The organism is Mycobacterium sp. 1274761.0 (assembly GCF_001668615.1).
GTDB lineage: Bacteria > Actinomycetota > Actinomycetes > Mycobacteriales > Mycobacteriaceae > Mycobacterium.
The window spans coordinates 175900-196404 of the sequence record NZ_LZMC01000055.1 but is presented as its reverse complement, the minus strand read 5'-3'; the positions used below and the strand labels follow the sequence as shown (position 1 = coordinate 196404).

Sequence of the window (20505 nt, the reverse complement as noted above, 5' to 3'; positions counted from 1 at the left end):
CTCTCGTATCGTCAAGCCGTGACCGAAGGCTTCACCGAACGGTTCGCCGCAGGCCTCGCCGGCTACGGCGACGGGCAGTGCATCGAGTTCGAGGGCCGCTGGTACTCCGGCACCGAGGTGACGGCCTATGCCGACGCGCTGGCGTCGGTGCTGCGGTCTGCGGGCGTGCCCGACGACGCACCGGTCGGGCTGGTGGTCCGTAACCGGCTGCCGCATGCCGCCGCGATAGTGGGATTCCTGGCCGCTGGGCGCGCGGTTTCGATGATCTACAGCTTTCAGTCGCCGGAGTCGATCGGCCGCGATATCGAGGCGCTGAACCTATCGGCGATCGTCGCCGACGAGCAGGACTGGACAGACGAGGTGATCACCGCCGCCAAGCGGGCCGGCAGCGCCGGGGTCGCGCTGTCGATGCGGCCGCCGATCGTCGTGTCCGTGCCGGGTGTGCAGAAACGCGATCCAGGCCGCCGCCACGCCGCGGCCGAACCCGACGTGGCGCTGCAGATCCTGACAAGCGGCACCACCGGTCCGCCGAAGCGGCAGTCGATCAAGACACGGGTGCTGGAACGAACCGTTTTCAGCGTCACCAGCGGCGAAGCCGCGCCGCCGGGCGCGCCGCCGGAATTCTCGTACTGGCAGTTCGGCGGCATCGGGGTGTGTCAGTTGATCGCGGGCGCCTACAACGGCAGACGGATCGTGATTCTGGAGCGGTTCTCGGTGCGGGGCTGGGTGGACGCGGTGAAGAGGCACGGCATCAAGCGCTCGGGTGTGCAGCCCGCCGTGATCCGCATGCTTCTCGACGCCGACGTGCCCGCGCAGGATTTGGCGTCGCTGGACTTCCTCATCAGCGCGTCGGGGCCGCTGGACCCGCAGACCCGCGACGAGTTCGAGGCCCGCTACGGAATACCCGTCAAGTTGGCATACGGCGCAACGGAATTCGCCGGGTCGCTGTGTGCGTGGACGCCGGAGATGGACCGCCAATTCGGTGTGTCAAAGCGCGACAGTGTGGGCAGGCCGCTGCCCGACACCGAGCTGCGCATCGTCGACGCGGATACCGGCGCGCCGCTGCCCGCCGGTGAGCGCGGGCTGCTGGAAGCCAGGATCGCCGCGATCGACGACGACTGGATTCGCACCACCGACATCGCGTCGATCGACGACGACGGGTTCGTCTTCTTGCACGGTCGCGCGGACGGCGCCATCAACCGCGGTGGATTCAAGATCCTCCCCGAAACGGTTCGCAGCGTGCTCATTTCGCATCCCGGAGTGCGCGACGCCTGCGTCGTCGGCGTACCGGATGCGCGGTTGGGCCAGGTTCCCTTTGCCGCAATCGAAGTCGTATCCGGTGCGCCGGCACCCTCCGAGGAGGAGCTCAAAGAGCTTGTTCGCCAGTCTCTTCCGGTGTACAACGTGCCCGTCGCCTTCGCCGTCGTCGAAGAGCTGCCGCGCAACCCGGCCCTGAAGGTGAGCCTGCCTGCCGTGGCGGCCCTCTACGAGGCGCGCTGAAAGAGGTAGTAGCGCACGGTGTCTGCACCGTTGCGACCCATCGCGGACTCACTGCCCGAACTCACTAGCGTCCAACCGGCGTCGAACCGACGCTCGACCTCGTCGGGCTCGATGCCCGGCACACCGTATAGCGCACCGGGGGTGAACGCGACGATGTGCAGCCGCGCATCGGGCGCGGCGACGGCCGTCACCTCCCGCGCGTAGGCGCTGCGGTCGTCGTCGCTCATGCCGTGCAGGCAACCGCTGTCGATGACTAACGCGAAGGTCGCGCCGATGTCCGCCGAGGACAGATCGGTGACATCGGCCTGCCGAAACCGGATGTCGACGCCGGCGTCGGCCGCCTTGGTCCGCGCCCGGTTCAACGCCTTGGCCACATAGTCGACCCCGGTGACTCGCCAGCCGTGCTTGGCCAGGTAGATGGAGTTGTCGCCGGTGCCGCATCCGACGTCGAGCGCGGTGCCTGCAGGCAGAGCGGCGTCCCCTTCGACGAGGTCGCGCAGGCTCGTCGCGATCGGGTGGCCGTCCCAGGGAGTGAAGCCGAACCGGTAGAGCGACGTGAACAGCAGGCGCCGACCGCCCACGTCAGATCGAGCCCAGATCGGCCGACAACCAATGCTGCGGCTTCATGAAGATGGTCACGCCCTCGCCGTGCTCGCGGCGTGCGAATTCCAGGTAGGGCTCGACCTTGTCGGGCGGCATATAACGCTTCACCATCTCTACCAGCTGTTCGTCGGTGGCCGGCTCGATGCGGCTTACCGTGCCGTCGACTGCGACATAGCGAACTGAGGGCTCGACGCGCTGCACCATCAGCGTGAACTCGCCCTGGGCTTCGATCAGCCGGTGCTTGCGTGAGCCCGCGCCGGTGTGAATCCACGGCTCGCCGCCCGGCGTGTACTGATACCAGATCGGCACGGTCAACGGCCCGCGTTTATCACCGGCCGCCACTGACAACGCCGCGACGTGAGGTTGGGCCAGAAACTGTTCGCGTTCTTCCTTCGAGAGGGCCATGATCGCCACGCTAGTCACGGTCGTAGAGTGCGCTCATGGACTTCGGGTTCTTCATTCCTCAGGGCTGGCGTCTGGACCTCGTCGACGTTCCCACCGAAAGGCATTGGCCGGTCATGAGCGAGCTGGCCCGCTACGCCGACAACGGCGCCTGGGATTCGCTGTGGGTGTACGACCACTTCCACACCGTGCCTGTGCCCACCGACGAGGCGACGCACGAGGCGTGGTCTCTGATGTCCGCATACGCCGCGACCACTTCGCGCATCAAGCTCGGCCAGATGTGCACGGCGATGAGCTACCGCAATCCCGTCTACCTCGCGAAGGTGGCCGCCACCGCCGACATCATCTCCGGCGGCCGAGTCCAGATGGGTATCGGAGGCGGCTGGTACGAGCACGAGTGGCGCGCTTACGGTTACGGGTTCCCCTCAGCGGGTGAGCGGCTCGGCCGCCTCGACGAGGGCGTACAGATCATGCGCGACGCGTGGCGCGACGGGCGAGTCACGTTGAACGGCAAGCGCTATCAGGTCAACGACGCCATCGTCGCTCCCAAGCCGTTGCAGGACGGAGGCCCGCCGTTGTGGATCGCAGGCGGCGGCGAAAAGGTGACGCTGAAGATCGCTGCGAAGTACGCCCGCTACACCAACTTCACCTCGGAGCCCGACGGGTTTCGCCACAAGTCCGAAGTGCTGGCAGGCCATTGCCGCGACGTCGGCACCGATTACGGCGCCATCGTCCGCTCGGCGAACTTCAACGTCGTCATCGGCGAAACCGAGGCCGAGGTCCACGACCGAATCGCCCGGATCAGGGCCAAGCAGGTCGCCGTTGCCAACGAGCAGGCGGTCGACGCCATGCTCGGCATGCTCACGTCGCCCGATTCGGCCAGCGGGACGCCCGAGCAGGTCATCGAAAAGTTCACGCGGATGCGTGATCTCGGCTGCGAGTACGCGATCCTCTACTTCCCCGACGCCGCCTACGACCGCTCGGGGATCGAGTTGTTCGAGCGTGAGGTCATTCCTGCGTTGAGCTGACGGCGCTACGGCGTCGCAGGGGCGTCGGCGGCCGGCGGAGTGTCGAAGTAGCCGGGCGGCGGCGGGCCGGTCAGCGGGTAGTAGCCGGGAGGCAGCGGCGGTCCGCCTCCCGTCGGAGGCGCCGACACGGGCGCTTCGGAGCCCGGGGCGTTCAGCGACTTGAAGCCGGGCGGCAACTGCGGCGCGGGACCCGCGCCAGGTGGCGGAGGATGGCCACCGGGCATCTCGCCAGGCGGCGTCTGGGCGAAGTTGTAAGGATCCTTCGCTTGGTTCCATGCGTCCCGCAGGAAGCCGAGGGGTCCGCTCGAATGGCCCGACCCGTACTGAGGATTCGGTATCTCCGGCACCGGCGGAGGACCGATCGGCGGCGGGGCCGGAGCGGCAATCGGCTCGCTGCCCGGAGCTTCGAACACCGGCTGGCCGGGCGCGGGCGGCTCGCCAGGCGTCGGCAACGGCTCGGCGGTCGCCGTGACCGCCATACTCAGCGCGCCCAACCCGATCGCCGCGCCCGCCATGGCCGCTGCCACGGTTCTCCGTCGTGTCATGAGTGACGAGGCTAGCCGCTCGCCATGATGCGCGCGTGTCGACCTATATGAATCCGCGGTGGCCTCCCGCGGTCGAAATTGCCAACTCCCGGTGAACCTGTGGAGTCGCGTAAAGCCGCGCCTTCGGCCATGATCCCGACGTGACAGCCTCCACTTTTCGGATAAGCCCACTGTCGCGGCCCGCACACGCCGCCGATGTGGCACAGGCCCGGCTCCTGATGCAGCTGCTGCAGTCCGAGCTCGACGAGTTGGAGCAGCTCATCGAGGTCGCCGAAACCCGCTGGCTACAGCGTTGCGCGCGACGCGACGGGGAATTTCACCGGCCGCCGGACTCTTTGCAGCGTTTTCGCGACCGCCTCGCCGAGGTGCAGAAGCTCATGGAGAATCTGCGAACGCGATTCCTCGACGGGTGACTTCTGCTCGACGTGAATCGAATGGTGCACCGCCGCCGCGCTAAGTTGATCGTGTCGAAGGGGTGGCAGGTATGAAGAAGGTTTCGCTCACCGCGTTGGCCCGTGAACAGCTCGAAATCGCTCGGGCAGCCAGCAGCGGCCGCAGCTCGCAGACGGTGTACGGCGGCCATGAGCACTCGCTGCGCCAGACGCTCATCGCGCTGAAGGCGGGGTCTGCTCTGGATGACCACGAAAGCCCCGGGGAGGCGACCTTGCACGTGCTCGTCGGCCGGGTCCGCATCAGTAACGCCGACGTGCATTGGGACGGCACTCCCGGCGACCACATCGTCATTCCATTGTCCCGCCACGGGTTGCAGGCGCTCGAAGACTCTGCGGTGCTTCTGACAGTCGCCAAGGCCGTCGGCCCGCACGTCTAACCGGTCTTGGCCTGCCGCTGAGCGCGCACATTGCGTGCGATGTTGTCGAGGTGCTCGTCCCAGGTGCCGCAGCAACCACCCCAGATGTCGATGTGCGGATACTGATCCGCCAAGCCGCCCATCAGCTGACCGAGTTCGGCCGGGTCGCCGGATTCCAGATGGCCCAGCCTGCAGAGCGAGATCTTGTCCATCATCACGGCGTTCGGCCGCAGGCACCGGACTCGCTCGAACCAGGTTCCGGGTTCGAGCGCAGGCATGAATTCGAGTGGATGGGAGCAGTTGATGCCGTAGAAGGCTGGCTGATCCTCGCCAGCCTGCGAGTCAATCCGTTCGATGGCCTCCGTCAGTGTCAATCCGGAGGCCAGTCGCCGGGTGCTGTTGTCCAGGGTGAACGAGACCGACAGGGGTAAGCCGGCGCGTGCCGCCGCACGACAGAGTCCGATGACTTCACCAACGTCGTTGAACGTCATTGCCTCGACCAGGTCGACACCGGCTTGGGCGAGTGTGGCTAGTTGCACGCTGTGGTAATCCTCGGCCTCCTCGGCGGTGATCGTGCGGTTGAGTTGATAGGCGTCCCCGCGCGGTCCGATGATGCCGGCATACATCACCGTGGGTACCTGCTCCACGTAGGGTTTAGCCAGATCCCGAAGGAATTCGATTGAGCGCAATTGCATTTCGGCAAGGGCGTCGGGGCCGTAACCGAGCAGCGAAGCCCAATCCGGGCTGGCCCGATAGTCGAATCCGCCCATAAGGACGCCGAAATCGTGCCGAGCGGCGGTATCCAGATACTTCTCGTACATCGCGCGAAGCGCAGATAGCGCCCGGGGGTTGTCGAGCAGAGGAAACATTGCGAAGTGCGGCAAATCGAATCCGTACTTGTACATGATCTCGGTCTCCTGGCCGCCTTCGGTCAGGTAGTTGAGCCCGCGCTGCGGGGCTGGAAAGGTGCCCATGATGTCTCCGTTACTAGTGGCGTGTGATCAGGCTAGAAGCGCGGACCGCCCGATTCATCGGTCGAATCGTGTATTTGGGTGGGTGTCGTATGGGTCAATCGATGTAGCCCGTCGCCACCGACGACATCGTTGGCGTACGCCCACGAGACGGCGCCGGTACGCGACGAGACCCCCAGCTTGGTGTAGATGTTGGCCAAATGACGCGCCACGGTCTTCTCGCTGATGACAAACTGTTGCGCCACTTGCTTGTTCGTTCCGCCGCTGGCGATACGGCACAGAATCTCGCGTTCTCGGTTCGTGAGCCCGCCAGGATTCACACGGGCACCGTGGCGCACCTTCTCCGTACCGAGCTGGCGGTAGATGCTCTGCGCGGTGGCCTGGTCAGCAGCGGCGACCTGCTGTTGGCCAAGCCCCGCGTGTGCGCGGGCCATCCATTGGTAGACCTCGGCGGTTTCGTACCGGCATTGTTGCGCCCGATACTCACGCAATGCCGCGCACATCGCGTCGAGCGCCTGCTCGTACTGGCCACGAGTAGTGAGGACGGCTCCCCGCGCATGCGCCGCCCACGCCCTGAAACCTCGTGTGCCGTAATCGGTTGCACCTTCTTCAAGCTCGCGGCATAGGGTCTCGGCTTCCTCGACGTCATTCCGTGCGAGGGCCACCTCCACCGCGGCGAGTAGTAGTCGTATCCGACCGATGCGGTCCTGCCATCCCAACGCCATCTGCAGCGACGTCCAGGCCGACTCCGTGTCACCCTGCTGTAGCCGCACCAGCGCCTCACCGGGCTGCGGGTCGCAACCCATTTCCCGAGCTCGGCCGAACGCCGTGAGCGCGCCGGTGACGTCACCGCGCATGCGACGCGCCTCGCCGAGCTGGTAGTAGGCCTCCGCAGCGGCGAAGGTGTTGATTTCTTCCAGGATGCTGCTGGTCGCCGACAGCTTGTCTTCGAGCGTCCGGCAGTCGTCGGTCGCGGCGTGCAGCTGCAACCGGTACACCTCGCACAAGCTGCCGTACGTCGGCGAAGAGGCAACGTCGTCACACCACCGCCGCATGGACTCGGTCCACGCCCGCATGCGCGGCGCGTCGGCCACCCGGTGGCAATGGTGCAAGACCAGGCAGTAGATGTCGCCGGCCCACTCCAGCGGCACGTCGTCGGCCAATACCGGCAACATCGCCTCGTCGAAGAGTCCGAACGCCTCGCGCATCCTGACGTGCTTGATCGCGGCAAGCGCGTCGACGATCAAGCCCATCGCGGTGACGACGGGACTCCCGAGCCGCTCCGACATCGCGCGCAATGTTTCGGCGCGCTGCTGCAGACAGTCGACGTCGCCGACGAGGTCAGCAATCCACGCTTCCAGATAAACGAGGTAGGCCCGCGTTGGGCCGTCGGGTGCGTCCTCGACGAGCCGGCGTGCCCGGCTCATCCAGCCCTGGCCGATGTTGAGATCGCCGCGGGTGAGCCAGGCCAGCGCGACATCGACGGCTTTGGCTGCCGCAGCGATGCGATCGGTGCGAACCAGTTCGGAAAAGACTTGTTCGGCGTGCCTGACGGACTCCTTGCAGCGGCCGATCCGCCATGCCGAGATCGCCAGACCGTCCAGATCCCCGACGTCGAGCGGCGCTGACCGCTGCGCGCGGGCAAACAAGTCATAACTGGCCTGCCAGTCACGGCGACGAAACGCCTCACGGGCGGCCGGTAGCAGATCGTCGCGCGTTCCCCCTCGACTGTCTCCAGCCATGGGTCAACGGTATTCATCGGCGAAGGTACGCGCTGGCAAACGCGCGGAAAGCCCGCACGTCTAGATCGCAGGCCCCAGCAGGTCGTCGGCGTCCTTGATGACGTAGCCGTAGCCCTGTTCGGCGAGGAAGCGTTGACGGTGTGCGGCGTACTCGGCATCCAGGCTGTCGCGCGACACCACGGAGTAGAAGATCGCGCCGCCGCCGTCGTGCTTGGGTCGAAGCAGCCGGCCCAGCCGCTGCGCCTCCTCTTGCCGGGAACCAAAGGTTCCCGAAACCTGAACGGCCACAGAGGCTTCCGGGAGATCGATGGAGAAGTTGGCAACTTTCGACACGACCAGCGTCGAGATTTCGCCGCGGCGGAACGAGTCGAACAGCGCCTCGCGCTCGGCGGTCTTGGTTGAGCCCTGGATCACAGGGGCGTCGAGCTCTCGACCCAGCTCGTCGAGCTGGTCGAGATACGCGCCGATCACCAACGTCTGCTCGCCTTTGTGTTTGTCGAGGATCGACTTCACCACCGCGATTTTGGTGTGCACCGTCGAGCAGAGCTTGTAGCGTTCGTCCGGCTCTGCCGTGGCATACAGCATCCGCTCGTTGTCGGTCATCGTCACCCGCACCTCGATGCATTCCGCGGGCGCGATCCAGCCCTGTGCCTCGATGTCCTTCCACGGGGCGTCGTACCGCTTCGGGCCGATCAGGCTGAACACGTCGCCCTCGCGGCCGTCCTCGCGGATCAGGGTGGCGGTCAACCCGAGTCGGCGCCGCGATTGCAGATCGGCAGTCATCCGGAAGACGGGGGCGGGCAGCAGATGGACCTCGTCGTAGATGATGAGGCCCCAGTCGCGGCTGTCGAACAGCTCGAGGTGGCGGTATTCACCCTTGGTGCGGCGCGTGATCACCTGATAGGTGGCGATGGTGACGGGGCGAATCTCCTTCTTCTCGCCGGAATACTCGCCGATCTCCTCCTCGGTCAACGACGTTCTGTTGATCAGTTCACGTTTCCACTGCCTGCCCGCGACAGTGTTGGTGACCAGGATCAGCGTCGTCGCCCCCGCCTTGGCCATCGCCGCAGCGCCGACGAGCGTCTTGCCCGCCCCGCATGGCAGGACCACGACGCCCGAGCCGCCCTCCCAGAACGACTCGGCGGCCATCTCCTGGTAGTCGCGTAGGTGCCAGCCGTCCTGTGCCAGGCTGATGGGGTGCTTTTCGCCGTCGACATAGCCGGCGAGATCCTCTGCGGGCCAGCCGATCTTGAGCAACATCTGTTTGACCCGGCCACGCTCGCTGTTGTGCACCACGACGGTGTCGTCGTCGATGCGGGCGCCCAGCATCGGTGCGATCTTCTTGTTGCGCAGCACCTCTTCGAGCACGGCGCGGTCGAGGCTGACCAACGTCAGGCCATGGGCGGGATGTTTGACCAGCTGCAGGCGCCCGTAGCGGGCCATGGTGTCGACGATGTCGACGAGCAGCGGTTGGGGGACCGCGTAGCGGGAGAAGGTTACCAGCGCGTCGACGACCTGCTCGGCGTCGTGTCCTGCGGCGCGCGCATTCCACAACGCCAGCGGCGTGATGCGGTAGGTGTGCACGTGCTCGGGCGCGCGTTCCAGCTCCGCGAAGGGGGCGATGGCCGCGCGCGCTGCAGCGGCTTGTTGGTGGTCGACTTCGAGCAGCACCGTCTTATCGGACTGCACGATCAAGGGGCCGTCTGTCATAACTCGTCCATTATCCCGATGCCGCCGACGTCGGCTGTCCCGAGCGGGTGTGAACTGCGGTTTTACGGTCAGGCTTGCCGTTATCCCGGGTCGGCGGAGACCACCGACGTGACCCGATGAATGGCGAAGTCGCGCACGCGGCCGGTGGCCGGATCCCACGCCGTCAGCTGCCCGCCGCGGATGCTGATAGGCGCCACCACCCGCTGGGTGGCCACGCCGGCGGCGTCGACGTAGCCGATCACCACCGAGCTCTGCAGCCGGGCCGCCTCCTGCAGCTCGGAGATGGCCACCGCCGGGTCGATCCGCATGTTGGCGAAGGGCTGGGCGGCCACCTTGCGCAGTACCGCGACGATGGCGCCGAGCGTCTGGCCCGTCGGCGGCGCCGGTTGCCGCGGCACCCGGCGATGGGTGGGGACCGGCACCCGCATCCCTCGGGCGCGGATGTCGACGATCGCGCCGGTCGAGTCTTCGGCTGCGGGCGCGAAACCCGCGGTGCGCAGTGCGGCAAGCACCTCCGAGATCGGCGCCTGGGATACCGCGACGGTGGGAGCGAGCAGGCGCAGCTCGAGCGGTACGGCGGCCGACGATGCGACCGCTTGGGTCAACAGCGCAGGATCCTCACAGCGGACGAACGAGGCGGCCATCCCGACGCGCAGCTGTCCGTGCCTGCGCGCCACATCGTCGATCAGGTAGGTCAGTCCCTGCGGCACAGGGGTTTTCGAGTGGCGCTCGAACAGCGCATGCAACTCGCTGGCGGTGCGGCCGGTGTCCAGTGCCCGCCGGATCGACGGCTCGCTGATTCGGTACACCATCGCCGCGCCCGCCGATTCGACCGTCGCGACCGACGCCAGTTGTTCGGCGAGGTTGCGTTCGAGCGGGCCGGGCACGATCACGGTGAGGTCGGCCTGAAGCAGGAAATGGTCGATGGGATCCGGCAACGCGCGCGCCATCGCGTCGACCGCGTCGGCGTCGCCGGACAGCAGCTTGCGGCCGGGACTGGTGATCGCGCCGCGGCCGGCGATACCGAGGGTGTGGGCCTCGGTCAGCAAGTCGCCGACCGGCTGCGGCTGGAGCCGCACCGCCCACCGGGGGCGCCGCCAGATCATCGCCTTGGATGCCTCGGCGGCGTCGACACCCGCGCCGGCCGGCAGGTCGGCGAGCACACTCAGCAGCAGCCGGCGGTCCAGCGGGGCGGCCGTCGAGTACAACGAATCAGACAGTGCCGCATAGGGTTTGCCGTCCGGACCGCGACCCCCGATCAGGGCAGGCCGGGCGGCCAGGTCCAGCCATGTGGCGGCGAGCAGGTGCCATCTCGTTGCCACCGGGGCCTCGACGAACCGGTCCGCCGCCACGGTCGGCGCCCAATACGGGCCGCCTCCGGCGTCGTCGGGTTCGGGGTCGGGCAAGCCCGCCGCGATCAGCCCCGCGGCCGCCGATAACTCGAGGATCAGGCCCAGTCGGCGCTCGTCGACGCCGGTAATCTTCGTCAGCCGCTTGACGTCACGTACACCGAGGCCGCCGCTGCGGAGTTCGGGAACCGGTGTGGCGCCGAGGGTTTCGATCATCACGTCCACTTCACGCAGCAGGTCGATGACCGCACCAGCGGCAACCGCGTCGACGTCGGCGGCGGTGGTCGTCGACACGACCGGGTCGGGTGGGGTCAGCTCGACCGGGCCGGGCACCTCACCGCGCAGCGCCTGGCCGACGAGCCGGGGCAGGATCACGGTTTCCTCGTCGACCTGCCGCAGCAAGCCCGCCGACAGCAGCCGCTGCACGGGGCGGTCGGGCGGTGTGCCAGGCGCCGCGTCCCTGGTGCGGCCCATCGGCGAGCCCTCCGTCAGCCGACGCAGCAGATCGCGCTGGGCCTCATCGACGTCGGCGAGCCGGTCGGCGATCTGCTCGCCGACGTATTCGGCGCCCTCGAGCACCGCCTGGCCCGGATACCAGGGCAGCCCGGCCGACGCCTCCGCGGCGACCCTGACCTCGGGGTCGCCCCACACCAGCGCCCGCTCGCGCAGGTTGTCCACGGCGGCGGCGATCGCCTCCTCGTCGACCCGGTCACCGATCAGCGCGGTCAGTTTTGTCAGCGGCACCGGCGTCGTCTCCGCGTGCAGCGTCAGCAGCGCGTCGAGCACGGCCAGGTGCAGGAAGTCCAGTTCGTCGGTGGCGGCCTTGACCGACTGCCGGGCCTGCGCCCGGGCGGCCAGCGCCGCGATGCTGCCCGGTGGCGGCTGGGTCAGGTCCGGCCGCAGCTCCAGCAGCCGGATCAGCCGCTCGTCAGGCAAATCGGCAAGCCAGGCGCCCAACGGGGCGCCCGGGGTGTGTTCGGACATTACTGACCAGCGTAAAGCAGGCTTCTGTGCCTGCCGCTCGTCGCGTCCGCGCCGGTGTCGCACCGGGTCGCGTCGCCTGCCACAATGTGGGCGTGGCAGATAAGAAGAAAAACCGCTATGTCGACAACGGATGGCCGGCCACCGACGGCGAACATGATCACGCGGTGAGTGAGTTGGCCGCAGACCGGACCGGGGCGCTGTCGCCCTACGGCGACCTGACCTTCCCGCTGCCTTCCGAGGATCTGCCGTACTGCCACCCAGTCACCGTCGTCAACAGGTAACGGTGGCCGACGCCGATCGCGGCCGGCTGTCGCACCTCGACGAATCGGGTGCGGCCCACATGGTCGACGTCACGGCCAAGGACGCCACTTCACGCACCGCGGTCGCGGCGGGCGTGCTGCGCACGCGGCCTGACGTCGTCGCCCTCATCGCCGCCGGCGGACTGCCCAAAGGGGACGCGCTGGCCACCGCCCGCATCGCAGGCATCCTGGCGGCCAAGCGCACCAGCGACCTGATTCCGCTGTGTCATCAGCTGGCGTTGACCGGGGTGGACGTGGACTTCGAGATCGGTGAGGCCGAAGTGGGCATCACCGCGACCGTGCGCAGCACCGACCGTACCGGCGTGGAGATGGAGGCGCTGACGGCCGTCAGCGTGGCGGCGCTGACGCTCTACGACATGCTCAAGGCCGTCGACCCCGCGGCAAGCATCGACGACATTCAGGTGATGCGCAAAGAGGGCGGCAAGACGGGAACGTGGACACGATGACATCGCGGACATCGCGGACATCGCGGACGGCGCGCGTGATCATCACCTCGACGCGGGCAGCCGCGGGCGTGTACGCCGACCGCACCGGCCCGCTCATCGTCGACTGGTTGACCCAGCGCGGTTTCGATGTGCCGCCGCAGACGGTGGTGCCCGACGGCAGCTCGGTGCCCCAGGCACTGCACGCCGCATTGGAGCAGCGCCCCGCCGTCATCATCACCTCCGGCGGCACCGGCATTTCACCGACCGACGGCACTGCGGATGCCACCGCCAGCGTCGTTGACTACCAGATCCAGGGTCTGGCCGACGCGATCCGGCGGTCGGGGCTGCCGGACGTGCCGACATCCGTGCTGTCACGCGGCGTGTGCGGGGTACGGGCGGGCACGTTGATCGTCAATCTGCCGGGCTCGACCGGCGGCGTGAAAGACGGCCTCGGTGTCCTCGACGATGTCCTCGACCACGCGCTGGATCAGCTCGCGGGCAAGGATCATTCGCAATGACCGCGATCGTGCTGCGCGCCGATCTCACCGAGCACACCATTGAGCTCGCCGAGCACGAGGTCATGGTCGCGCATCAGGCCGCCGGCGCCGTCGTCGGCTTCGCCGGTGTCGTCCGCGATCACGACGGCGGGCGCGCCGTCACCCGGCTGGAGTATTCGGCTCACCCGACGGCTGCGCAGACCCTCTCCGAGGTGGCCGCCGAGATCGCCGCCGACTGCGCGGGTGTGCGCGCCATCGCCGTCAGCCACCGCATCGGCGCGCTGGAAATCGGTGACGCCGCATTGGTGGCCGCCGTCGCCGCCGATCACCGGCAGGCGGCGTTCGACACCTGCGCACGGTTGGTAGACACCGTCAAGGCGCGCTTGCCGGTGTGGAAACACCAGTTCTTCGCCGACGGCGCCGACGAATGGGTCGGTTCGGCTTAAGCGGACCGATCAGGCGGTCGGCGCCGCGGGCACGCCGGCGTCCGCGACAGGTGCGACGGGGCCGGGACCGTTGACGTTCTCCGGTGCAGGCGTGGTCAGCGGGCGCTGGGTCAGCGCGAGCAGCGCGTCCTTACCCGTGATGTCCTGCGTCTGGATCGCGTGCCACAGCTCCTTGAGGTACCCGACGTTGGGGCTCTGCGCCGGCAGCGCCGATCCGTCCATCGTGTAGCCGGGGGCCAGGTTCTCCGGGCTCGCCAGGTGCGGGATCTCGGCGGGCGTGACCGGCAGGTCACCCGTCATCGCCTGGTTGGCGGCGTCGATGGCCGGCTGCGGGATGTCGACCGCGTTGAGCGCCGCCAGCGGATCGGCTGCCGGAGCGGCCGGACCCGGCGGGACCGGCGGCGCGGGCTCGAGCGGCGCGGGAGCCATGTGCAGCGCCCATTCCTGCGGACCGTCGGCCGGTGCCTCGGGCGCGGCGTCCCAGTCCGGGGCAGGCGCTGCCAGGTTCACGTCGTCGAGAGGTGCGGGCGGCGGCACGTCGATCGGCGGTGCCTCGACGGGTGCGGGTGCTTCGAGCGCTTCGACGATGGGCGCCTCGACCGGGGCCGGCTGCTCCAGCGCGGCGTCGACGATGGGGGCCTCGGCGGGCGGAAGCGGCACGTCGACCGCGACGGGCTCCGGCGCAGGCGGGACCTCGGGTGCCGGGGCCTCGGGCAGCGGCACCGCCAGCGCGTCGGCCGGGGCGGCCTCAGGCTGCGGTACCTCGCCGTTCAGGCCGACTGCGTCGATAGCGTTGTTGACCGCGTTGTCGACGGCCTGCTTGGCGTCGTCGACGACGTTGCGGGGGGTGGCGCCGGAAAGTCCGGTGCCGCAGACCGGCCAGGCGCCGCGGCCCTGGGAGGCCAGCACGCGCTCGGCGACCGCGATCTGCTCTTCCTTGGTGGCCATGTTGGCGGCGGGGGCGAACTCACCGCCGCCGTGTGAGCGCCAGGTGCCGGGCGAGAACTGCAGCCCGCCCTGGTAGCCGTTGCCGGTGTTGATCGCCCAGTTGCCGCCGGACTCGCAGCGGGCGACCTTGTCCCATTCGCCGTCGGAGGCGGCGCCGGCCTGCCCGGCCAGCGCGAGGCCTCCGCTACCGATGACTGCGCCAGTGAAGGCGACTTTCGCGACTGATTTTGCCGATGTAGTGGGCTTACGGTGCCGTCCACTCATGGGTGCGATGTGTCCTCTCTGATGCGCCCACGAGGTCAGCTGTCGGGTTCGGGCTGGAGAGGTTGCCCGGCCTTGCCGTCGGTGACGACGGTGTTGGCTTCACCCCTAGGAACCGCTTACGGTTCCAGGTCCATATATATCGGTGGACCGGTGGGTCCCCCGCCTCCATCCAAGTTGTTCGGCGATCCCTGCCCGATGGATGGAGCTCGGCGCGATCGGACAGGAAGGGCTAGTCGATTAGGGTCGACTGGCTTGCGGAAGAACATAACGGTTCGCCGCGTTGTCGTCATTTTCTGGCGAGTCGGGCGTTTCGAGGGTCGGCAAATCCTAATAGCGTTCTAAAACCGCTGGATTCGCGGGGATTCCGAGGCGGATACCGTCCTCACAGCGCGCAGCAGGCCGGTCGTGATCATTTCGTTATGTGATGCAAATCACGGTTAGCCGCCGGCGAAAGGCGGCAGCACATCGATTGTCTGGCCGTCGGTCAGCGGCTTCGTCTCGTCGCGCACCGCAATCCCGTCGCACAGAAACGAACACCGGCGCAGCACGCGGGCGAACTCGGGACCGCGCGCCGCAAGGGTTTCGACGAGCGCCGCGACGCTGGTGCCCGGTGGCACGCGCAGCGCTTCTGTCTCGACACCCGCTGCCGCCCGGGCGCCAGCGAAATAACGGACGCTCAGCTGGATCGCCGTCGTCGTCTCCATCGTCGTCACCCGCCGATCGCGCTCATCGGTCGGTCGGGCTGCACGAAGCCGGGATCGTTGATGCCGTGGCCGGCCGGCTTGGCCCACATGGCGGCGCGCCAGGCGGCCTCGACGGCGTCGTCGTCGGCGCCCGCGCGCATCAGGCCGCGCAGGTCGGTCTCCTCACGCGAGAACAGGCAGCTGCGCACCTGGCCGTCAGCGGTCAGCCGGGTGCGGTCGCAGTCCGCGCAGAACGCGTGCGAGACGGAAGCGATGATGCCCACCGTCGCCGGTCCGCCGTCGACGAGCCACAGTTGTGCGGGCGCCGAACCGCGCGGAGCGGGATCCGGTGTCAAGGTGAAGTGCCGTCGCAGGCCGGCCAGCACATCGTCGGCGCCGAGGGTCGTGCGCCGCGACCACTGATGCCCGGCGTCCAACGGCATCTGCTCGATGATCCGGAGCTGGTAGTCGTGGTCGAGGCAGAACCGCAGCAGCGACACCGCATCGTCGAGGCCCGTCGCCGGGTCGAGCACGGCGTTGACCTTCACCGGGCGCAAACCGGCCCGATGTGCCGCGGCGAGGCCAGCAAGGACGTCGGCCAGTCGGTCGCGGCGCGTGATGCGGGTGAAGTGCTCGGCATCGACGGTGTCCAGCGAGACGTTGATCCGGTTCAGCCCTGCCCGCTTCAGGGCCGCCGCCCGTCGGTCCAGGCCAATTCCGTTGGTGGTCAATGTGATTTCGGGACGCGGTCGCAACGAGGCGGTGGCCGCGATGACGTCGTCGAGGCGTTTGACCAGCAGCGGCTCGCCGCCCGTGAAGCGCACGCGGGTGACGCCGAGGCGGGTCACCGCGATGCGCATCAACCGGGTGAGCTCGTCGACGGTCAGCAGCTCGCCACCGGGCATCCAGTCGAGGCCCTCGGCGGGCATGCAGTAGGTGCAGCGCAGGTTGCAGCGGTCGGTCAGCGACACCCGCAGATCGGTGGCGACGCGGCCGTAGGTGTCGATCAGCGGCCCGTCCGCCGGCGCCGGTCCGACGGACCGCAGCACCGACGGGACGCCGAGTGCGGTGACGGTCATGCGGCGGCTCGCGAAGAGTCTGAGGACACAGCACGTGTCTGATCACTGGGCACGATCTCCTTGCCCAGCGGCACCAGGGAGACGGGGATCAGCTTGAGGTTGGCCAGCGCCAGCGGGATGCCGATGATGGTCACCGCCATCGCCACGGCCGAGACGATGTGCCCGATGGCCAGCCAGATGCCGAACAGCAGCACCCAGATGATGTTGCCGATCAGCGCGCCGGGCCGGGTCCCCGGTTTGTCGATGACCGTGCGGCCGAACGGCCACAGCGCGTAGGAGGCGATGCGCAGCGACGCGAAACCGAACGGGATGGTGATGATCAGGACGAAGCAGATGAGCGCCGCCAGCAGGTAGCCCAGCGCCAGCCAGAGGCCGCCGAAGACCAACCAAATGATGTTCAGGATCAGGCGCATCTCTTCCTCCAGCGGTGCATCAAGACTACCTAGTAATGGGGGTGCTGGTCGGTGCAGGCTCCGAGTAGGATCAGCACAGCGCGTCCCTGCGGAAAAGGCGGGACGCTTTCGTTTGTTGGTGAAGTTCTTTCGAGACTATGAGCAGGTGAGTGCAGTGCCGACCGGCCGGGTGAAGTGGTACGACGCCGAGAAGGGTTTCGGCTTTCTGTCGCAGGAGGAAGGCGAGGACGTCTACGTCCGGTCTTCGGCGTTGCCTGCCGGCGTTGAAGGGCTGAAAGCCGGCCAGCGTGTCGAATTCGGCATGGCCGCCGGACGCCGTGGGCCGCAGGCGTTGAGCGTGAAGGTGCTCGAGCCGCCGCCCAGCGTGACCCGCACGCGCCGCGAGGCCGCCGCCGCCGAACACAAGCACACGCCCGACGAGTTGCACGGCATGGTCGAGGACATGATCACGCTGCTGGAGAGCGCGGTGCAGCCCGAACTGCGCAAGGGTCGCTACCCCGACCGTAAGGTCGCGCGGCGGGTCTCCGAAGTGGTGCGCGCCGTCGCCCGCGAACTCGACGGCTAGGCCGGACGCGAACGAGGGGCATGCTGGTGACATGGCCTATGTCTCCAGCGGCGGCGACTTCAACCGCGACACCGACTACATCACCACGCGTATCACGGCGCGCACGCGAGGAGCAGAAAAGGATGAGGACGGGCGCGACGGCTACCCCGTCGAGCCGGGGCGCTACCGGCTGATCGTCGCGCGGGCGTGCCCGTGGGCCAACCGGGCGATCATCGTGCGCAGGCTGCTCGGGCTGGAAGATGTGTTGTCCATCGGTTTCTGCGGCCCTACGCACGACGAGCGCAGCTGGACGTTCGACCTCGACCCCGGCGGCGTTGATCCGGTGTTGAAGATCCCGCGGTTGCAGGATGCCTACTTCGCCCGTATCCCGGACTACCCGAAGGGCATCACGGTGCCGGCGATCGTCGACGTGCCGACCGGACAGGTCGTCACCAACGACTTCGCGCAGATGACGCTCGACCTGTCGACCGAGTGGACGCAGTATCAGCGCGACGGCGCGCCGCAGTTGTATCCCGAAAAGCTGCGCGACGAGATCGACGAAGTGGCCCAACGCATCTACACCGAGGTCAACAACGGCGTGTACCGGTGCGGCTTCGCCGGCTCACAAGAGGCCTACGACAAGGCCTACTACCGGTTGTTCACCGCGCTGGGTTGGCTCACCGAGCGGCTGGAGAGTCAACGGTATCTGGTCGGCGACACGATCACGGAGGCCGACGTGCGCCTGTTCACCACGCTGGCCCGCTTCGACCCCGTCTATCACGGCCACTTCAAATGCAACCGCTGCAAGCTCGCCGAGATGCCCGTCCTGTGGGCCTATGCCCGTGACCTGTTCCAGACGCCCGGGTTCGGTGACACCATCGACTTCGTCCAGATCAAGCAGCATTACTACATCGTGCACGCCGACATCAACCCGACCCGCATCGTCCCGAAGGGCCCCGACCTGTCGAACTGGCTCACCCCGCACGGCCGAGAAGCGTTGGGTGGCAGACCATTTGGCGATGGGACACCGCCGGGGCCGACGCGCGAGGGCGAGCGTGTGCCCGCGGGCCACTCCGCAGGCTAGGGCCAGATGGTCCGGACCGACCATTCGGCGTGCGTCCACGGCAACTCGTTGCCCTCCTCGTCGCGGACGATGGTCGGCAGCTGGACCGCGAAGCCGAAGAGCCTGCCGCGGTTCGGGTCCGTCGTCGGGATCGTCACCGCGTGTGTGCTGCCGGGCCGAAACTCGTTGACGACATCTGAGCCTTCGTACGAGCGCACCAGGATCCAGGGTGCATTCGCGATCGCGGTCGGCACCGACAACTGCACCGGATGAGTTCGGTCGACGGTCAATTCGCCGTCGGTGCGCGGTGTTTCGCAGTCGGTCGGATTGAGCACCGCACAGTACTGGTACGGGCCGAGGCGCACCAGTTGGCCGCGGGTGTAGGCGCTGATCTCCGGATGGCGGGGACCCGGGTTGCGGGTCAGCCGCCAGATCAGCACGCCGGTCGCCGCGGCCGCCAGCACCGCCACGGTCACCAGGACCGCCAAGCCTTTCTTCACTCGCGTGGCACCGCCGCCCAGCCTTCCTGCTTGGCGAGGACGGGCCGGTTGCCGCCGAGCCCGGGGATCAGCGAATCGCCCCGATAGCTGACCAGTGTCTGCGCCAGGCCGAGGATCAGCATCGCGGAGATGAGCGTAAAGCCAACGTGCAGTTGGGTATACACGAGCACACCCGCGGCGCCACCGGTCACCCACGCCAGCTGAAGCAGCGACTCCGACCGCCCGAACGCCGACGCCCGCGACTCCTCGGGAAGGTCGTCCTGCAGGGAGGCGTCCAGCGATGCCTTGGCGATCGCGCTGGCCGCCGACGTCACCAGCGCCGCCAGCGCGGCGACCATCAATTTCCCTGTCAGCGCGGTGGCCAGCGCCACCACGGTGACCGCGACCGTGCTGCGCACCACCAGCTGCGCTGGACGTCCGAGCTGCAGCCGGGCGCTGGCGAAGTTGCCGCCGAAGTTTCCGATCGCGGCTGCCGCGCCGATCACCCCGAGGATCAGCAGCTGCTCCCAGCCGCTCTTGTCGTGCGATTTCGCTACGAACGCGGGGTAGAGGAACAGGAAGCCCACCATCATTTTGATGGTGCAGTTACCCCACAGCGAGGTGATGATGTTGCGGCCCAGCGGTTGTCGCGCGTTTCCCGCCTCGGCGAACGGCTGGGGATGGCGACGCAGTTCGTCGTCCCCGCCGTGATAACTCAGCGTGGTGGGCACCTCACCTTCGGTGACCTCCACCCACTTCGGGATGCGCATCGACAGCACCGCGCCAGCAACGGTCAGCGCAACGACGACGTACAGCGCGCCGGGCATGTGGAACAGGTTGAACAGATACTCCGCGCCGGCGGCCACCGCACCGCCGACGATGGTTCCACCGAGCAGGCCGAACACCGTCAGCCGCGAATTGACCCGCACCAGGTCGATGGTGGGCGGCAGCACGCGCGGCGTCACCGCGCTGCGGAGCACGCTGAATGACTTGGACAGCACCATCATTCCCAGCGCGCACGGATACAGCACCCACGACGGGAAGCTTCCGGTGGCACCGTCGTAGTTTGCGATCAACACCAGCACGAGCGCGGTGCGCAGAGCGAATGACATGGCAAGAGCAACGCGGCGGCCGTGCTGGAGACGGTCCAGCGCCGGGCCGATCAGCGGCGCGATCACCGCGAACGGCGCGATGGTGATCAGCAGGTACAGCGCGACCCTACTCTTGCTCTCACCTGTCGCGGCCGCAAAGAACAAGGTGTTGGCGAGCGCGACCGCCATGGCGGAGTCGACGGCGAAGTTGGCCATGACGGGATAGGTCAGCGCGGTCAACCCGGATTTGTCGGCGCCGTCGGCGGTGGCGGCGCGGTGGAACAGGCCGTACATCTTCGAGCCCATCTCACGGCTGCGCTGAGCCGCCGAACGCGCTCCGCCGTCGAGGCCCCGCCCCGCGCCTTCACCGATGCGGGGATCCGTGCGCTCGGACGCTCGTTCGCCCAGCGGCGGCAGATAGCGGTTCGCGCTAGGCGTCGACGGGCGACGCTGACGCCGGAAATTGTCTGCGCCGCCGGAATAGTCGCTGGGGTAATTGGCCATTCCCGGGTGCTCATCTGCGCGCGCTGACGGTGGCCGCGGCGGGTAGTAGCGGTGATCGCGCCCGCCCGCCTGGTCCCGGGGGTCCCGACGCGATCCGCTCACAAAAG

23 protein-coding genes and 1 riboswitch are annotated in these 20505 nt (G+C 67.9%); of the genes, 10 read left to right on the top strand and 13 right to left on the bottom strand.

Features of this window, described 5'->3' with window-relative positions; all coding sequences use genetic code 11:
- The first annotated feature begins 18 nt into the window (after positions 1 to 18).
- On the top strand, positions 19 to 1500 hold the full coding sequence (locus A5651_RS09785; RefSeq protein WP_082943671.1) for a class I adenylate-forming enzyme family protein: 1482 nt from the start codon (positions 19 to 21) through the stop codon (positions 1498 to 1500).
- Here the strand turns inward: A5651_RS09785 and A5651_RS09780 are convergent.
- Positions 1485 to 2081, bottom strand: a complete 597-nt coding sequence (locus A5651_RS09780; protein WP_066978848.1) for a class I SAM-dependent methyltransferase — start codon at positions 2079 to 2081, stop codon at positions 1485 to 1487. The two genes, A5651_RS09785 and A5651_RS09780, sit on opposite strands and share 16 nt — an antisense overlap.
- 1 nt (position 2082) lies before the next feature.
- Positions 2083 to 2508 carry a pyridoxamine 5'-phosphate oxidase family protein gene (locus tag A5651_RS09775; RefSeq protein WP_066979069.1) on the bottom strand — a complete coding sequence of 142 codons (426 nt, stop codon included), beginning with the start codon at positions 2506 to 2508 and terminating at the stop codon, positions 2083 to 2085.
- A gap of 35 nt (positions 2509 to 2543) precedes the next feature.
- Here A5651_RS09775 and A5651_RS09770 point away from each other — a divergent pair, with 35 nt between their 5' ends.
- Complete coding sequence (locus A5651_RS09770) at positions 2544 to 3533, top strand: LLM class F420-dependent oxidoreductase (RefSeq protein ID WP_066978846.1); 990 nt, start codon at positions 2544 to 2546, stop codon at positions 3531 to 3533.
- Between the two features lie 5 nt (positions 3534 to 3538).
- On the opposite strand, the gene A5651_RS09765 is transcribed toward A5651_RS09770, so the two are convergent.
- Positions 3539 to 4078: a hypothetical protein gene (locus tag A5651_RS09765; RefSeq protein ID WP_066978844.1), complete on the bottom strand. Its 540-nt coding sequence runs from the start codon at positions 4076 to 4078 to the stop codon at positions 3539 to 3541.
- 140 nt (positions 4079 to 4218) lie between these two features.
- On the opposite strand from A5651_RS09765, the gene A5651_RS09760 reads away from it, so the two are divergent.
- Together A5651_RS09760 and A5651_RS09755 are read left to right on the top strand one after the other, a co-directional pair.
- Positions 4219 to 4491: a hypothetical protein gene (locus A5651_RS09760; RefSeq protein ID WP_156662769.1), complete on the top strand. Its 273-nt coding sequence runs from the start codon at positions 4219 to 4221 to the stop codon at positions 4489 to 4491.
- Positions 4492 to 4562: 71 nt separating this feature from the next.
- Positions 4563 to 4907, top strand: a complete 345-nt coding sequence (locus A5651_RS09755; RefSeq protein WP_066978838.1) for a cupin domain-containing protein — start codon at positions 4563 to 4565, stop codon at positions 4905 to 4907.
- On the opposite strand, the gene A5651_RS09750 is transcribed toward A5651_RS09755, so the two are convergent.
- The 4 genes from A5651_RS09750 to A5651_RS09735 form a co-directional block, all read right to left on the bottom strand.
- A complete protein-coding gene (locus tag A5651_RS09750) occupies positions 4904 to 5860 on the bottom strand; it encodes a homocysteine S-methyltransferase family protein (protein WP_066978836.1) in 957 nt (318 codons plus the stop codon). The genes A5651_RS09755 and A5651_RS09750 overlap by 4 nt on opposite strands.
- Positions 5861 to 5892: 32 nt before the next feature.
- On the bottom strand, positions 5893 to 7599 hold the full coding sequence (locus tag A5651_RS09745; protein ID WP_066978833.1) for a LuxR family transcriptional regulator: 1707 nt from the start codon (positions 7597 to 7599) through the stop codon (positions 5893 to 5895).
- Positions 7600 to 7659: 60 nt separating this feature from the next.
- Positions 7660 to 9309: a DNA repair helicase XPB gene (locus A5651_RS09740; protein ID WP_066978831.1), complete on the bottom strand. Its 1650-nt coding sequence runs from the start codon at positions 9307 to 9309 to the stop codon at positions 7660 to 7662.
- A gap of 80 nt (positions 9310 to 9389) precedes the next feature.
- Complete coding sequence (locus A5651_RS09735) at positions 9390 to 11642, bottom strand: helicase-associated domain-containing protein (protein WP_066978826.1); 2253 nt, start codon at positions 11640 to 11642, stop codon at positions 9390 to 9392.
- Positions 11643 to 11728: 86 nt separating this feature from the next.
- Between A5651_RS09735 and A5651_RS09730 the strand changes: the two genes are divergently transcribed.
- Genes A5651_RS09730 through A5651_RS09715 form a run of 4 tightly spaced genes read left to right on the top strand, consistent with a single transcriptional unit; the run spans position 11729 to position 13330 of the window.
- Positions 11729 to 11923 carry a hypothetical protein gene (locus A5651_RS09730; protein ID WP_066978823.1) on the top strand — a complete coding sequence of 65 codons (195 nt, stop codon included), beginning with the start codon at positions 11729 to 11731 and terminating at the stop codon, positions 11921 to 11923.
- A 2-nt stretch (positions 11924 to 11925) separates the two neighbouring features.
- On the top strand, positions 11926 to 12408 hold the full coding sequence (moaC, locus tag A5651_RS09725; RefSeq protein WP_066978822.1) for a cyclic pyranopterin monophosphate synthase MoaC: 483 nt from the start codon (positions 11926 to 11928) through the stop codon (positions 12406 to 12408).
- Positions 12405 to 12905: a molybdenum cofactor biosynthesis protein B gene (locus tag A5651_RS09720; protein WP_066979066.1), complete on the top strand. Its 501-nt coding sequence runs from the start codon at positions 12405 to 12407 to the stop codon at positions 12903 to 12905. Before moaC ends, A5651_RS09720 begins: the two co-directional genes overlap by 4 nt.
- A complete protein-coding gene (locus tag A5651_RS09715) occupies positions 12902 to 13330 on the top strand; it encodes a molybdenum cofactor biosynthesis protein MoaE (protein ID WP_066978819.1) in 429 nt (142 codons plus the stop codon). The genes A5651_RS09720 and A5651_RS09715 overlap by 4 nt, the downstream gene beginning before the upstream one ends.
- Positions 13331 to 13339: 9 nt before the next feature.
- Here the strand turns inward: A5651_RS09715 and A5651_RS09710 are convergent, their stop codons facing one another.
- The 4 genes from A5651_RS09710 to A5651_RS09695 form a co-directional block, all read right to left on the bottom strand.
- On the bottom strand, positions 13340 to 14542 hold the full coding sequence (locus A5651_RS09710; RefSeq protein ID WP_066978817.1) for a transglycosylase family protein: 1203 nt from the start codon (positions 14540 to 14542) through the stop codon (positions 13340 to 13342).
- Between the two features lie 9 nt (positions 14543 to 14551).
- A riboswitch (cyclic di-AMP (ydaO/yuaA leader) is annotated at positions 14552 to 14736 on the bottom strand.
- 243 nt (positions 14737 to 14979) lie between these two features.
- Positions 14980 to 15246: a MoaD/ThiS family protein gene (locus A5651_RS09705; RefSeq protein WP_066979063.1), complete on the bottom strand. Its 267-nt coding sequence runs from the start codon at positions 15244 to 15246 to the stop codon at positions 14980 to 14982.
- A gap of 5 nt (positions 15247 to 15251) precedes the next feature.
- The gene (gene moaA, locus A5651_RS09700; RefSeq protein ID WP_066978815.1) at positions 15252 to 16304 is read right to left on the bottom strand and encodes a GTP 3',8-cyclase MoaA; all 1053 of its coding nucleotides are present in this window, start codon (positions 16302 to 16304) and stop codon (positions 15252 to 15254) included.
- Positions 16301 to 16717, bottom strand: coding sequence for a YccF domain-containing protein (locus tag A5651_RS09695; protein ID WP_066978812.1), 417 nt, complete (start codon positions 16715 to 16717; stop codon positions 16301 to 16303). The genes moaA and A5651_RS09695 overlap by 4 nt, the downstream gene beginning before the upstream one ends.
- Positions 16718 to 16871: 154 nt before the next feature.
- Between A5651_RS09695 and A5651_RS09690 the strand changes: the two genes are divergently transcribed.
- On the top strand, positions 16872 to 17282 hold the full coding sequence (locus tag A5651_RS09690; RefSeq protein WP_066979060.1) for a cold-shock protein: 411 nt from the start codon (positions 16872 to 16874) through the stop codon (positions 17280 to 17282).
- A 31-nt stretch (positions 17283 to 17313) separates the two neighbouring features.
- Positions 17314 to 18345: a glutathione S-transferase family protein gene (locus A5651_RS09685; protein ID WP_066978810.1), complete on the top strand. Its 1032-nt coding sequence runs from the start codon at positions 17314 to 17316 to the stop codon at positions 18343 to 18345.
- On the opposite strand, the gene A5651_RS09680 is transcribed toward A5651_RS09685, so the two are convergent.
- A complete protein-coding gene (locus A5651_RS09680; RefSeq protein WP_066978807.1) occupies positions 18342 to 18824 on the bottom strand; it encodes a DUF2771 domain-containing protein in 483 nt (160 codons plus the stop codon). The genes A5651_RS09685 and A5651_RS09680 overlap by 4 nt on opposite strands.
- On the bottom strand, positions 18821 to 20398 hold the full coding sequence (locus A5651_RS09675) for an MFS transporter (protein ID WP_066978804.1): 1578 nt from the start codon (positions 20396 to 20398) through the stop codon (positions 18821 to 18823). The genes A5651_RS09680 and A5651_RS09675 overlap by 4 nt, the downstream gene beginning before the upstream one ends.
- Positions 20399 to 20505 lie beyond the last annotated feature (107 nt).